The sequence below is a fragment of the Bacillus cereus group sp. MYBK5-2 genome, assembly GCF_051915685.1.
GTDB classification, from domain to species: domain Bacteria; phylum Bacillota; class Bacilli; order Bacillales; family Bacillaceae_G; genus Bacillus_A; species Bacillus_A cereus.
The window spans coordinates 136,967-150,645 of record NZ_JBQAFE010000008.1 but is presented as its reverse complement, the minus strand read 5'-3'; the positions used below and the strand labels follow the sequence as shown (position 1 = coordinate 150,645).

The following is a 13,679-nucleotide window of genomic DNA, read 5'->3' as shown; positions in this document are numbered from 1 at the left end:
GGGCAAAACGATGAAACGAATTTCAATTCAATTCGGATTTTATTTTTTAATTGTTACACTTTTAATTGAAAGTGTTCTCTTTATTTTGCTCTATTATAGTCTTGTAAACACTAGAGTAAATGAAGAAATGACAGCTTTATTAAAGCGAGGAAATAGTCATCGAGATGTACTTGAAAAATATTACGATGAGCAAACCATCTCTCACGTAGCATTAATGGAATCTGAAGCTGAAACAACTGTCGTTATTACAAATGCAAATAAAGAAATACTAGCTAAATCTAACGAAATAAACACGACTATAAACGATCATATTAGTAAAATGCAAACTCGAACAGACCATAATGGAGCGATTATAGAAAATCATTGGAAAACATCTAATTATATATGTACAGTTAGCCCCATTGTAGTAGATGGAAAACATGAAGGCTATGTGTACATGTTTCTTGGAACAGAATCAATTGAAAAGTTAGTTAATGGATTAACGAAACAATTCATTATTGCTGGTGCCATCACATTTCTACTCACAGTCATCACAATTTTCCTATTATCACGTTTATTAACAAAACCATTGTTACACATGAAACATGCAACTGAAAAAATGAGTAAAGGCGATTTGTCCGTCTCGTTAACGACTACTCGTAATGATGAAATTGGTGAACTGGCATCATCTATTCAAACGCTCGCAAATGATTTGCATTATATGAAAACAGAGCGAAGTGAATTTCTAGCAAGTGTTGCTCACGAATTACGAACACCGTTAACATACGTAAGAGGTTATGCTGACATTGCTTTAAAAGAAAGCACCCCTTCTGAACAACGTTTGCGATATTTATCAATTATAAAAGATGAGTCTGATTACATTACAAACTTAGTTCAAGATTTATTTTCACTTGCACAAATGGAACAACATAACTTTTCTATTCAAGTAAAGGAAGTGCATTTACACACCTTCCTTACGCGTATATGTGAAAAAGTAAACGCCATGTATAAAGAAAGGTACATTAAAGTTTCTTTCTCTTGTCCTCCTACACTGCTAGTAAACTTAGATGAACAACGATTCGAACAAGTTGTGGTGAATATTTTAAATAACGCTTATAGACATTCAAAAGAGCATTCTCATATAAACATTTCTGTTACAGAAGAACATAAACATATTTCCATTGCAATTGAAGATGAAGGCGAAGGTATTCCGCTTGAAGACCTCCCTCACATTTTTGACCGCTTTTATCGAGTTGATAAAGCAAGATCACGAGCTACAGGTGGAACTGGTTTAGGACTATCTATCGTGAAAGAAATTGTAGAGTTACACGGCGGGACGATTACTGTCACGAGTGAAGTTGATCATGGATCTTGTTTTATCATTTCATTACCATCTGTAAAGAAACACGACTACCATCAGTAGTCGTGTTTCTTTATCCCGCATTAACGGGCAGTAAGACCCCTACATCAAAATTCAGCGGAAGCAAAGAAGTTAGGTGGGGGATCAACTGCCCGTAAAAGCCCGATTGGTTCAACTAATAATCAGTGGGAGATGAACAAAACCCCCACTGATTAAAGTTTCACTTTATCATTTTACTTTATAATATAAATTTACAAATTGCCCAAAACGTTTCGTATCCGTCAAAGTTAAATTAATTTCTGGGTTCTTGTCTTGAAATAACGGAACTCCAGAACCTAATATATGCGGTGTAATCGTAACAACATATTCATCAATTAGATTATTCTTAAAGAATTCTCTCAGTAGCTCTCCTCCACCAACCATCCATATTTTAGATCCTTCTTTTGCTTTTAACCTTTTTGTAAACTCCACTACATCTTCATTTACAAACTCTACGTTTCCGTCTGAACCTTTTTCTGAACGAGAAAAAACATAACATGATTTATCTAAGTACGGGAATGTTTCCGTATGCTCTACTACATAGTCGTACGTTTTCTTTCCCATAATTATTGTATCAATTGTTTCATACATTTCTGTATAACCGTTATCTCCCTCTCCTTCTGTTTCCATTAACCACTCTAAATCATCATTTTCTTTCGCAATATATCCATCTAAGCTCGCCGCAATAAATAAAACTATTTCACGTGACATATCTTTTCCTCCTTGCATCTCACCTTGATAACATATGATGTAAACAATATACTAACAATAAAACATGACAATTTATGTCATGTTAAAAAGAAAAAAGGTGATACATTTGTCAAAAGCTAAACGCTTATTAGATATTCTTATATTTGCTTCTGCCAAAAAGACATTTACAGCGCAAGAAATAGCTGATGAATTTAATATCTCCGTTCGTACTGTCCATAGATACATTTTAGATTTAAGTGATATGGGGTTGCCCATTTACGCAGAACAGGGTCGTAACGGCGGCTATAAAGTATTAACGAATAGAGTAATTCCGCCTATTTTATTTACGGAAGAAGAAGCAGTCTCTATCTTTTTTGCTTTTCAATCTTTAAGTTACTATCGCGACTTACCTTTTAACACAGAAATCAATTCCGTTACACATAAACTGTATAGCTCCCTACAACATGATGCAAAAACGAAAGTTGATAAAATACGTTCTTACATCGCTTTTTGGAATCCGAAGCGCACAATTGATACACCTCTTTTAAACGAAGTGTTAACCGCGGCTATTGAAAATAAAAATTTACACTTTCAATACGAATCTAAATCGGGGTTAAAAACAAAACACGTTCATCCTATCGGTGTATATGCTCATGACGGGCTATGGTATTTACCGTCCTATGACTTCAGTAGAAAAAAAGTATTACTGTATCGCGTTGATCGTATTCTTTCTATATTATCAACAGAAGAAAGTGAAAGTACGTTCATGAATTTAGAAGAATGGTTTGACTCTAGCTCTAACGTCATAAACATTCCTATCCAGTTACATGTTTTATTAACGACAGAAGGTGTGCGCCAATGTAAAAGCGTGCCTTACCTTGAAGAATTCGTTGTAGTAAATGAGGACGGGACAGGATATATACATTCAACAATTGATAAAGGTGAAATTAATTTTATTACTCCTTTATTTTATAGGCTTGGAAAAGATGCACAAGTTTTAGAACCGAAAGAATTGATAGATGGTTTACGTATGCGTGCGAAAGAAATTTTACATATGTATGGAGACTAAGAAGCTGCTAAATATAAGCAGCTTCTTTGTCCTGTTGTTCCTATTGTTTTATTATTGACGAATATCAAACCACCAACGATTTTTCGAATTCATATTTTCAGTGTCACCAATCCCTCTGTAATTGATAGCATCCAAAAAGATTGAATCTAATTTATCTTCATCTACAAAATAACCTAAATTAACTTTTACCGTTTCTCCTGGTGTGATACTGCCAATATTGTAAAAGCTTTTTCCATCTCCATGAGGCTCTAAATAATCAACTTCGCCCGTCATAATATTTTTTTCTGCGATTCCATCTTTCCCAGCATACTGCCATGCATTTCCTTTATCTTCAAGAACTTTTATAGATGGAGTCATATAGATTTCTTCTGTCGCCTGTTTACCTATATTTTTCACTGTTGTTGTCAGGTAGACAAATTTAGGATGAATTAATTTTGATTCTACTAATTGATCAATTGAATCTTTACCATTTCCAATTTTATATTTATCCCTTCTATATGGTATCAATTTTCCAGCTTGATCCAAAGCTTGATTCCTGCTTAGTATTCCTAAGCCCATTTCATTAAAGTTCTCTTGTTTAAAATCTTTGATTGAATCAAAGGCTTCAACTTTTTCTATCACATATTCAATTTGACTGTTATCCATAGATATCGTTACTGGAACCTTTTGCCCTATATGAAATAGTCGTTTGCTATCCTTCTTCAAAGGAATTACCTTAGTTGTTTTACTTTCTTGGCTAAAATACTTTTTATCATAATCGCTTATATATGATGACTTTTCTTTTGACGTGGGCTCAAGTGAAATGCTCCCTAGCACATCTATCATTTGTTCTTCGTTTATATCATTTCCAATATAACTTTGTAACATAATTCCTTCTTCCTCAAAATAGAGAAAAATTACTCTATTAAACATTAAATCTTTATTACCATTTTCTCTATGAACAATTACTGCCTTCTTACCATTTATCTCTTTTTCTTCATAATTTTTCGAGTACAGAGTTGGAAAATCTGAATTCCCTCCTACTCTCCAAAGAACGAATGAAAATCCACCCATTGCGTAGTTATCTTTAAAGGAATATTTCATAGCAGAGTCATCAATTGCTTCCATATTTTCTGGCAATTTACCAATCTTCAACTTATACCACTGATCACTCTTTTTCGAATCCTTATTTGTTAAGGAAACATTTACTTCGTAATTTTGTTTCTGAACAATCATATTATAGACTTTTACTGCACCAAAAACGGTTGTCGGCATACCAATCAATAAGCAAGCAGCAGCGATTAACATACGATGTTTTTTACGCTTTTTTTGTGGTTGTCCATTTTTCAGCTTTATTTCCTCCATAAACAACTTCTTTTTGCGCGTATATGTATGTGAAAATTCATGTTGTTCTTCGAGTTTATCAAAATCATCTAAAGCAATTTTTTCAGCAAGTTCATATATTTCTTTGGAGTTCTTTGAATTCGTCATGTTTTATACCTCCTATCATATTTTGGATTCGTTTTCGAGCACGCTCAAACTGCTTGCGGACATTGGCCTCGTTTATCCCCATGACACTTGAAATTTCTTGATACGTTAAGTTATAGAAGACTTTGTACTTAAACACCTGTCTATTAGACTCATTTAACTCTTTTAACAATGCATCAATTTGAACCTCGGACATTACACGTTTTTCCCACTCTTCAATATTTTCATCTACTGCTTCTGTTGATTCTCTTTCGTATTCTTCTAAAAATGTTTCATGTCGTTTGTTTTTCCGGTAACTATCAATCGCCTTGTTTTTCGCGACCCTCAAAATGTAGCGTTTAAGCTCTTGAGTAGCCAAGCTATGGAGCTTTTCCAAGTTCTTATAAAGAGTAATAAACGTCTCTTGAACCGCATCTTCAGCCTGTTGAATATTATTTAAAATAGAATACGCTACATAATAAATCTTTTGTTCATACAACTCATATAGCTCTTCCATCTTTTCATAATCGTTGTTTGTAACTTTCATATAATTCCTCCTCTCACTCTATATAACGAATAAACGCTATACTTTGTGACACTGCAAAATCTTTTTATGTATAAAATTTAATAATAGAATAAACAAAGCCCAATTTCTCTATTTTAACTGAGAAATTGGGCTTTTTAATATTAGAATTTTCCTGACCGCTACGCCTTTTCAGTAAGCAGCATATGCTCTATCGCTTCTTTTAACAAATTCTTTGTCTCTTCCAAGTTATGATTCTGCTTTTCTGCTGGTTGTACCATATAAAACTCAGCAAACGAACGCTCTTTATATCTTGGTACGACATGCATATGATAATGTGTTAACTCGTTAAATACTCCACCATTTTGACAAACTGTAATTCCGTCAGGTTTATATAATGCCTTAATCGCTTTTGCAATAAGCTTAGAAGCATCCATAATGGATTTTGCTACAACATCATCTAATTCGTCTACTTCTACAACATGTTGCTTTGGCACAATTAAAGTATGTCCTGTATAGAAAGGTTCATGATCTAAAAAACATGTTACATAGTCATCTTCATATATTTTATATATTTTTTCCTCTTCGTTTGCTAATTTACAACCTAAACATTCCATCATACTTTCTCCCTTTATTAAAAACATAAAAACGTGAGAGCCGTATTCTCACGTTTTTATGTTTCATTTTATCCCGCATTAACGGGCAGTAAGATCCCTATCTCAAAATTCTGCTGTAAAGCAAAGAAGTGAAATAGGAGATCAACTGCCCGTAAAAGCCCGATTGGTTCAACTAGTAATCAGTGGGGGATAAACACTCCCACTGATTACAGTTTCACTTTATTAATTCAATTGTTTCCGTAACCTTTATACTATCTTTTACAGATTGAACAATCGTACAATTTTTCACTGCAAGTTGCAGCGCCTTGTCCAGCTGCTCTTCTGTAATGTTTTGCGCTTTAATTTTATAGTGCAAATGAACACTTTCAACTGGCTTCGATAAAGCTTCACTTCTACCAATTTCAGTTTCGATTGTAAACGTATCATATGGAATACGTTTCTTTTCTAAAATTGTTCGAAAGACAATTGCACTACATCCTGCGATAGAAGAAATGAGTAATTGTAAAGGTGAATACCCGTTTTCTTTTCCAATCGCTAATTGACCATACGATAAATCTGCTTCTATATCATCGTGTTTGATTGTTAGTTTCATTTGTTTTTTCCATCTCCACTTTCATCGGTTTCTGCCGTTTCTTACTAATATAATAATATATATAGCAGAAAATGATAAATGGAATACCACAGTATAACGCCATTCTTTGTTCAGGAATAAACGCTAAACTAATAACAACGATGCTATTTGTAATTAAGGCTAAAATTGGGACAATTGGGTATAGTGGTGTTCTATACTTTAAGTCCTCTAACTTTCCTCCGCCTTTTATATACTGACTTCTAAAGCGAAGTTGCGATAAAGCAATAATGATCCAACTTGAAACAGCCGATAAACCAGCTATAGATAATAAGTACATGTATACTGTATCTTCTGCAAGGAAACTTGTGAATAAAGAAAGGCCAGCTACAGCAATCGTTACAACTAGCGCTGTAATTGGAATACCACGCTTATTTACTTTCTGGAAGGAAGTTGGTGCCATTCCTTCATTTGCAAGTGACCATAGTATACGCGTCGCTGCATATAATCCAGAGTTCGCTACAGATAATAACGCAGTAATAATAACGAAGTTCATAATATCAGCTGCGTATGGAATACCAATTTTATCAAATACGACTACGAATGGACTTTCAATTACGCCTGCTTCTTTCCAAGAAATTAATCCTACTAAAATCGTCATTGTTAAAATGAAGAATAACATAATGCGCCATACTGTATTACGGATCGCACGTGGAATTGTTTTTTCTGGATTTTCACTTTCTCCCGCTGCAATCCCGATTAACTCTGTTCCTTGGAACGAGAAGTTAACTGTAATCATTGTAAGTAATACAGCAGCTAGTCCATTCGGGAATAATCCACCATCACTTACAAAGTTAGAGAAAAGAGGTGCTGCTTCTTTTCCGTCATATGATATAAACCCTAATAATGCACTACCACCAAGAACAACAAATGCAAGAATTGTAATTACTTTAATACTAGAGAACCAAAATTCTAATTCAGCATAACTTTTCGCCGAAATTGCGTTTGAAGCATATAAAATAACGCCGAATACAAGGCACCATACCCAAACATCAACATTCGGAAACCATCTTTTCATCATTAAACCGATTGACGTTAATTCTAATCCTACTGTTACTGCCCAGCCAAGCCAATATAGCCAGCCGATCATAAAACCCGTTCCTGGTCCAATAAACTTCGTCGCATACTTTTGGAAAGATCCTGAAACTGGCATTGCTACCGTTAACTCTCCAAGACAAAGCATTGTTAAATACATAATAAATCCGCCTACTAAATATGAAAGGATGGCTCCCCCTGGTCCAGCCTGATTAATGGTGTAACCTGAACCTAAGAAAAAACCAGTTCCGATTACACCACCTAGTGCGATCATAAATAAATGTCTACTCTTCATCGTACGATGTAATTTCTCATTCGTTGGTTGCTGCATCTAAATCCTCCCCCTACCAATACCCCTATATCTTGTTAAAATTTTCTGATAATAAAAATATACACGAAAGCGATTACATTTTCTATATAAAATTAAAACTTTTCTGATAAAATAATATAAAAAATCGAATTATTGCAAGATTTAGATTCTATTTAGAGGAAAATAAGGAGAAACAAGGAAAAAACCCTTACATATATTGTAAGAGTCAACGGAGTTCTAACCTTCTCGATAAAATTGATAAACTATAATTTACGATAAAATACATACAAGCTACTACTATAAACGTTGGAATCGTATAATTCACATTTTGTCCGCTAATAATTTGAGCATTATGCATAAGCTCTGGCAGTGATATAACGACTGCTAGTGATGTATCTTTCAGCAATGAAATAAACTGACTAACAAGCGGCGGGACCATTCTTCTTAATGCTTGCGGTAAAATAATATGCCAAAGTGCTTGAACATACGTTAATCCTGAAGATCTTGCGGCCTCAATCTGTCCTTTTTCAATAGATAATAGGCCACTTCGAACAATTTCAGATATCATTGCTGCTTCAAATATTGTTAAAGCAACAATTACAGCTGTTATAATTTCTAATTTCAATCCTGCTTCTGGAAGTGCAAAATACGTGAAAAATATAATTAAAAGTAGTGGTAAGTTTCGAATCACTTCAACGACAATTCCTAATATTTGTGAGACGACAGGGATTTTCATGTAGCGCAATATTCCTATTACGCTACCAATAATAAAACTAAGTATAATTGCTACGAGCGCTACCTCTAACGTTATAAGTAATCCTTTTAATAAAAAGAGAATATGATCTCCTGTAATTGCTCCCTTAAAATCCATTTATACCGCCTCCTTTGCTAAGCGTTTTTCTAAATAACGCACTAGCATACTGAGCGGAATTGTTAATATTAAATAAAACATCCCGACAAATATATAGACGTCGAACGTAACAAATGTCTTCGTTGAAATTAAATCTCCTTGATACATTAAATCCGTACCAGCGATAATTCCAAGTATTGAGGAGTTTTTAACTAAATTGAGAAACTGGTTTCCTAAAGGGGGAATTACAATTTTCACAGCTTGGGGTAACACAACATAATACATCGCCTGCACATACGTTAGCCCTGAAGAGCGAGCAGCTTCCATTTGCCCTTTCGCAACTGATAAAATACCAGCGCGAATGACTTCAGCAATAAAAGCTGCCGTATATACGGTAAGCGTAGCTGTTCCTGCTACAAAACCATTTAAAGTAATTCCTACTACAGGTAAAGCGAAATAAAATATAAATGCAATTAATACGAGCGGAATATTTCTTACAAATTCTACAATAGCAGCTCCCAACCAATTTAAAATGCGAATCGGTGCAATACGCATTACCGCCAAAATTACTCCTAAAATAAAGCTTCCTATTAATGCAATTACACTAGACATCACTGTATATTTAAAGCCCTCTAAATACATATCAATGTTATTCGTTAGTATAGAAAAATCAGGCACATATTCTCCCCTCTTTCTTTACAAGAAGAGGATGAGCATCCCTCATCCTCTTACTCTTCAATAAGAATAAAGCCCCACTAATTAGAGTTTCACTTTACTTCTCTTGTTTTTGACCAATCCATTTCTCATACAATTTATCGTATTCTCCATTCGCTTTCATATCTTTTAGTAAGCTATTAATCTCTTTCGTCAAATCATCTGCACCTTTTTGCACTGCAATTCCGTATGGTTCATCCGTAAAAATTTTCCCTACAACTTCATAATTTGAATCTTGTTTTGCCATGCCGTAAAGAATTGCATTATCTGTCGTTAAAACATCACCTTTTCCTGCTTTTAACGCCGTAAATGCCTCACTGTAATTTTCAAATTCTAAAACAGTCGCTTCCGGTGATTTTTGGCGAATGTTATTTGTCGATGTTGAACCTTTTACGGCTAACACTTTCACACCCTTTTTCACATCATCAATACTTTTAATATTGCTCCCTTTTTTCACGAGTAACGACTGCCCTGCTTTAAAATATACATCTGAAAAATCAACCTCTTTTTTACGTTCTTCCGTAATTGTCATTGTTGCGATAATTGCATCAATGTCACCGTTTTTCAGGAGTGGAATACGCGTTTTAGACGTTACTTCTTTTAATTCTAGTTTCTTTTCATCTCCGAGGATTTTTTTCGCAAGCGCCTTTGCAACATCAACATCAAATCCTTCTACCTGCCCTGTGGAAGGGTTTTTCAATCCAAATAAGTTCGTATCATTCTTCACCCCAACTACTAGTTTCCCGCGCTTCTTAATTTGCTCAACGGCCCCGCCTTGCTTCGTATTCGTTTCTTTCGCCTCATCTTTTTTACTTCCGCACCCAGCAACGACAAGTACGAATAAACATGAAAATACAATTAAGGTGAACAACTTTTTCATTTTAAGCATAAAATTCCTCCTTTAATGATTTAACACTCGACTTAAAAATAAACGTGCTCTTTCTTGTTCAGGACTCGCAAAAAATTGCGCCGGTGTTGTATCCTCAATGATCTCACCATCATCCATAAATAAAATCCGATCAGCTACTTCTCGCGCAAATCCCATTTCATGCGTGACAACGACCATCGTCATCCCTTCTTTAGCTAGCGTTTTCATAACATCAAGTACTTCCCCGATCATCTCTGGATCAAGAGCAGACGTAGGCTCATCGAATAGCATAATTTCCGGCTGCATTGCAAGTCCTCTAGCAATTGCCACCCGTTGCTGTTGTCCTCCGGATAATTGATGCGGATATACGTTAGCCTTCTCCGGGATTCCTACTTTCTCTAAATAAAACATCGCTGTTTTCTCTGCTTCTTCTTTGGAAACTTTATTTACTTTAATCGGTGCCAATGTAATATTTTGCAGAACTGTTTTATGTGGGTATAAATAAAAATGTTGAAAGACCATCCCAATATTTCGCCGCAATTCATTCATGTCCGTTTTTTTATTGTGTACCTCTGTATTTTGTACAATTAATTCTCCATCTGTAATTGCCTCTAATTGATTTATACATCGAAGCAATGTACTTTTTCCTGATCCTGAAGGCCCGACAACTACTACCACTTCCCCTTTTTTCACTTGCACATTAATATTTTTCAAAACTTGAAAGTTACCATAATATTTATTTACATTACGAAATTCTATCAACATACTCCCCCTTCCCCTAACAATGCATGTACATTCTTTTTATATTCAAAAATAGTCCCAAAAATAACTTTTAGCTTCAATTTGTCCATAAAAAAAAGCAAAGGGTTTCCCCTTTGCTTCTTCATTTTTATTCGATTAAGATACTTCTTCTTTCTTATCTTTCCCGTATTCATGCTCCCAAAAATCAGCATTTTTAATTCCTAATGGCCCTGGATCGAATACTGGATCTTTTCCTTCTTTTTTCTGTTTTTCATAATCCTTTAATGCGACTAATGCAGGTTTTTGTAACAATAAAATCGCAATGATATTTACCCATGCCATAATTCCTACCCCAATGTCGCCTAAAGCCCAAGCCGTTGCTGCTGTTTTTATACATCCATAGAATACAGCTCCTAAAAATACAAACTTTAGTACCATAGACATCCAAGGACGGTCTTTATCGCGATTTAAGTACGCAATATTCGTTTCTGCAATGTAGTAATACGCCATAATTGTTGTAAACGCGAAGAATAATAACGAGATTGCAACGAAACCATTTCCAAATCCAGGGAAAACAGATTCTACCGCCGCCTGTGTATATCCTGGTCCTGGCTGAGCGCCGTTTAGTTTATTAACGATAAAGTTTTTTCCGCTTGCATCAAATACGTTATACATGCCTGTAATAATCATCATAAATGCTGTTGCTGAACAAACAAATAATGTATCAATGTAAACGGAAAATGCTTGTACTAAACCTTGCTTAGCTGGATGTGATACTTCGGCTGCAGCTGCTGCGTGTGGTCCAGTCCCTTGTCCTGCTTCATTGGAATAAATACCACGTTTTACCCCCCAAGAGATTGCTAAACCGATAATACCACCGAAAGCAGCTTCTAATGCAAATGCACTTCTTATAATTAACATAAATGCTTCTGGCAATTTTTCAATATTCATAGCAACAATGACGCAAGCTACTAAAATATAGCCTATTGCCATAAACGGTACGACAACTTGCGCTACGTTAACAATTCGCTTTACTCCACCGAAAATGATAAGAGCTAATACGACAACTAATATAGCCCCTGATGCGGTAGTATTAATACCAAAAGCAGTTTCTAAACTTACAGCAATACTATTTGCTTGCACACCTGGTAGTAAAAGCCCCGTTGCAAGAATTGTCGCTGCAACGAATACTAAAGCATACCATTTCACACCTAAACCTTTTTCAATGTAATAAGCAGGTCCACCACGAAATTGTCCTTGATGTTTCGTCTTATATATTTGCGCGAGTGTTGATTCTACATAAGCTGATCCTGCTCCTAAAAAGGCTACTGCCCACATCCAAAATACAGCTCCTGGTCCACCGAATGCAACGGCTGTTGCTACACCAGCGATATTTCCTGTTCCAACACGTCCTGATAACGAAAGTGCTAACGCTTGGAATGAAGAAACACCAGCATCCGATTTTTCTCCTTGAAATGTCAGCTTCACCATTTCTCCTACATGTCTTACTTGTAAAAACTTCGTTCGAATAGAAAAATATAAACCTACTCCTAAACATAAATAAACAAGTGCTGGACTCCAAACAATATTATTTAACCAATTTACGAAAGTTTCCAACATTCCCCCTCCTCCTTTATAAAGAATATTCAGAATATATATAAAATTATAAGTGTATACTGAGTCTAGGACAATATTATTTTAATAAAGTAAACATATTTTTGTATAAAAAAACAAAGTATATATTTGTTTTATATACTTTGTTTTGAACTAAATGTATTATATATTCACAATTGCTTCTCTTTTTATAATTCTTTCGTATAGCTCTTCTGATAATTTCAAAAAGTTATCAGGCATATCTTTCCCTTTAAACTTCTTTTGAAGCGTTCCATATAAACCTATATCACGTAAACGTAAAAATAGTGGTAACGATTCATACCAACTATCCGCCAGCCTGTGCTCATACTCATATCCTTTTCGTAACACTTGTAACTGTTTACGAGCAAAATCTGTCTTCTCTTCTGCTGTCCACGGTGTAAATAGAACAGAGTAGTATAAAACCATCGCTAAATCATGTATAAAGTAATTATAAGCAGCATCATCAAAATCAAAGATTGTTAGCTCTTTACCATCATAATGAAAATTACCTTGATGAATATCACCGTGCATAAGACCGAACGTTTCTCTTTCAACTGGAAGAGCCTTAATTTCATCCATTAATACCGCTGCAATCTCTTTCACTTGACCATCTTCTAATTCATTAACAATTCCACTTTCGTCTTCTTCCCACGTATCACGGTAGTCTGTTTTAGGATAATCCATTGTAAGGCGATGCAGTTGCCCAATCGCTTTTCCCCACGCTTCAAAATAAGCATCTCCCCAATAAGGCGATTCTGCTCCTTTTACTTGCTCACCTTTTGCATATATAAATAAAGAAGCGAAAAAGAAAGTCCCATCCTCTGCTGCGATTTCTTCTACGAGATTTCGAGACGTTGAATAAAGAGGTCCTGCTACCTTTGCCCCATTCTCCGCAACATATCGTAAAAAATCTAGTTCAGCCTCTACCTCTTGTTTAGAACGATGAGAAGAATGTGTTAAACGTAATACATAATCTTCATCATTATCACCCTTCGCCTTAAAAATATAATTCTCAAAATCTCCAAGTGGCTTTTCTTCTACTGTTACATGAAACAAACCCGCTGCTCTTTTTAAAATCTCTTTCGTAAAAACACGTTCTACAGCTATTTCCATATATATCCCTCCTATATATCTTCTTAATTCGACACAAATGTTAGAAGTACTGCTATGAAATT

13 protein-coding genes and 1 pseudogene are annotated in these 13,679 nt (G+C 35.1%); 2 read left to right on the top strand and 12 right to left on the bottom strand.

Annotated features, from left to right (window positions below):
• Positions 1–10 precede the first annotated feature (10 nt).
• Entirely contained in the window at positions 11–1,402 is a 1,392-nt protein-coding gene (locus tag ACTFP3_RS23410; RefSeq protein WP_000822526.1) for a sensor histidine kinase, read from the top strand.
• A 165-nt stretch (positions 1,403–1,567) separates the two neighbouring features.
• Here the strand turns inward: ACTFP3_RS23410 and ACTFP3_RS23405 are convergent, their stop codons facing one another.
• The gene (locus ACTFP3_RS23405; RefSeq protein WP_000085783.1) at positions 1,568–2,089 is read right to left on the bottom strand and encodes a dihydrofolate reductase family protein; all 522 of its coding nucleotides are present in this window, start codon (positions 2,087–2,089) and stop codon (positions 1,568–1,570) included.
• A gap of 64 nt (positions 2,090–2,153) precedes the next feature.
• Here ACTFP3_RS23405 and ACTFP3_RS23400 point away from each other — a divergent pair, with 64 nt between their 5' ends.
• On the top strand, positions 2,154–3,137 hold the full coding sequence (locus ACTFP3_RS23400) for a helix-turn-helix transcriptional regulator (protein WP_176397773.1): 984 nt from the start codon (positions 2,154–2,156) through the stop codon (positions 3,135–3,137).
• Between the two features lie 51 nt (positions 3,138–3,188).
• Here the strand turns inward: ACTFP3_RS23400 and ACTFP3_RS23395 are convergent, their stop codons facing one another.
• The 11 genes and pseudogenes from ACTFP3_RS23395 to ACTFP3_RS23345 form a co-directional block, all read right to left on the bottom strand.
• Complete coding sequence (locus ACTFP3_RS23395) at positions 3,189–4,607, bottom strand: anti-sigma factor (RefSeq protein ID WP_440011394.1); 1,419 nt, start codon at positions 4,605–4,607, stop codon at positions 3,189–3,191.
• Positions 4,573–5,130, bottom strand: coding sequence for an RNA polymerase sigma factor (locus ACTFP3_RS23390; RefSeq protein ID WP_088362168.1), 558 nt, complete (start codon positions 5,128–5,130; stop codon positions 4,573–4,575). Before ACTFP3_RS23390 ends, ACTFP3_RS23395 begins: the two co-directional genes overlap by 35 nt.
• A gap of 158 nt (positions 5,131–5,288) precedes the next feature.
• Complete coding sequence (locus tag ACTFP3_RS23385; protein ID WP_153595451.1) at positions 5,289–5,750, bottom strand: HIT family protein; 462 nt, start codon at positions 5,748–5,750, stop codon at positions 5,289–5,291.
• Between the two features lie 187 nt (positions 5,751–5,937).
• The gene (locus tag ACTFP3_RS23380) at positions 5,938–6,315 is read right to left on the bottom strand and encodes an OsmC family protein (protein ID WP_069604275.1); all 378 of its coding nucleotides are present in this window, start codon (positions 6,313–6,315) and stop codon (positions 5,938–5,940) included.
• On the bottom strand, positions 6,290–7,717 hold the full coding sequence (locus ACTFP3_RS23375) for an amino acid permease (RefSeq protein ID WP_001187097.1): 1,428 nt from the start codon (positions 7,715–7,717) through the stop codon (positions 6,290–6,292). The genes ACTFP3_RS23380 and ACTFP3_RS23375 overlap by 26 nt, the downstream gene beginning before the upstream one ends.
• Positions 7,718–7,922: 205 nt before the next feature.
• Entirely contained in the window at positions 7,923–8,567 is a 645-nt protein-coding gene (locus ACTFP3_RS23370) for an amino acid ABC transporter permease (protein WP_000345965.1), read from the bottom strand.
• On the bottom strand, positions 8,568–9,224 hold the full coding sequence (locus tag ACTFP3_RS23365; RefSeq protein WP_001112676.1) for an amino acid ABC transporter permease: 657 nt from the start codon (positions 9,222–9,224) through the stop codon (positions 8,568–8,570).
• Between the two features lie 94 nt (positions 9,225–9,318).
• The gene (gene glnH / locus ACTFP3_RS23360; RefSeq protein WP_000916488.1) at positions 9,319–10,149 is read right to left on the bottom strand and encodes a glutamine ABC transporter substrate-binding protein GlnH; all 831 of its coding nucleotides are present in this window, start codon (positions 10,147–10,149) and stop codon (positions 9,319–9,321) included.
• 12 nt (positions 10,150–10,161) lie between these two features.
• Positions 10,162–11,081: pseudogene (locus ACTFP3_RS23355) on the bottom strand (amino acid ABC transporter ATP-binding protein).
• On the bottom strand, positions 11,026–12,486 hold the full coding sequence (locus ACTFP3_RS23350) for an alanine/glycine:cation symporter family protein (RefSeq protein ID WP_434713468.1): 1,461 nt from the start codon (positions 12,484–12,486) through the stop codon (positions 11,026–11,028). Before ACTFP3_RS23350 ends, ACTFP3_RS23355 begins: the two are co-directional and overlap by 56 nt.
• A 159-nt stretch (positions 12,487–12,645) precedes the next feature.
• Positions 12,646–13,617: a phosphotransferase enzyme family protein gene (locus ACTFP3_RS23345; protein ID WP_434713466.1), complete on the bottom strand. Its 972-nt coding sequence runs from the start codon at positions 13,615–13,617 to the stop codon at positions 12,646–12,648.
• Between the last annotated feature and the right edge of the window lie 62 nt (positions 13,618–13,679).

Excerpts from the sequence above, each read along its gene's own strand:
- ACTFP3_RS23345 (WP_434713466.1), bottom strand. The coding sequence starts at position 13,617 with ATGGAAATAGCTGTAGAACGTGTTTTTACGAAAGAGATTTTAAAAAGA.
- ACTFP3_RS23385 (WP_153595451.1), bottom strand. The coding sequence starts at position 5,750 with ATGTTTTTAATAAAGGGAGAAAGTATGATGGAATGTTTAGGTTGTAAA.
- ACTFP3_RS23380 (WP_069604275.1), bottom strand. The coding sequence starts at position 6,315 with ATGAAACTAACAATCAAACACGATGATATAGAAGCAGATTTATCGTAT.
- glnH (WP_000916488.1), bottom strand. The coding sequence starts at position 10,149 with ATGCTTAAAATGAAAAAGTTGTTCACCTTAATTGTATTTTCATGTTTA.
- ACTFP3_RS23400 (WP_176397773.1), top strand. The coding sequence starts at position 2,154 with ATGACAATTTATGTCATGTTAAAAAGAAAAAAGGTGATACATTTGTCA.
- ACTFP3_RS23370 (WP_000345965.1), bottom strand. The coding sequence starts at position 8,567 with ATGGATTTTAAGGGAGCAATTACAGGAGATCATATTCTCTTTTTATTA.
- ACTFP3_RS23395 (WP_440011394.1), bottom strand. The coding sequence starts at position 4,607 with ATGACGAATTCAAAGAACTCCAAAGAAATATATGAACTTGCTGAAAAA.
- ACTFP3_RS23390 (WP_088362168.1), bottom strand. The coding sequence starts at position 5,130 with ATGAAAGTTACAAACAACGATTATGAAAAGATGGAAGAGCTATATGAG.
- ACTFP3_RS23375 (WP_001187097.1), bottom strand. The coding sequence starts at position 7,717 with ATGCAGCAACCAACGAATGAGAAATTACATCGTACGATGAAGAGTAGA.
- ACTFP3_RS23405 (WP_000085783.1), bottom strand. The coding sequence starts at position 2,089 with ATGTCACGTGAAATAGTTTTATTTATTGCGGCGAGCTTAGATGGATAT.
- ACTFP3_RS23410 (WP_000822526.1), top strand. The coding sequence starts at position 11 with ATGAAACGAATTTCAATTCAATTCGGATTTTATTTTTTAATTGTTACA.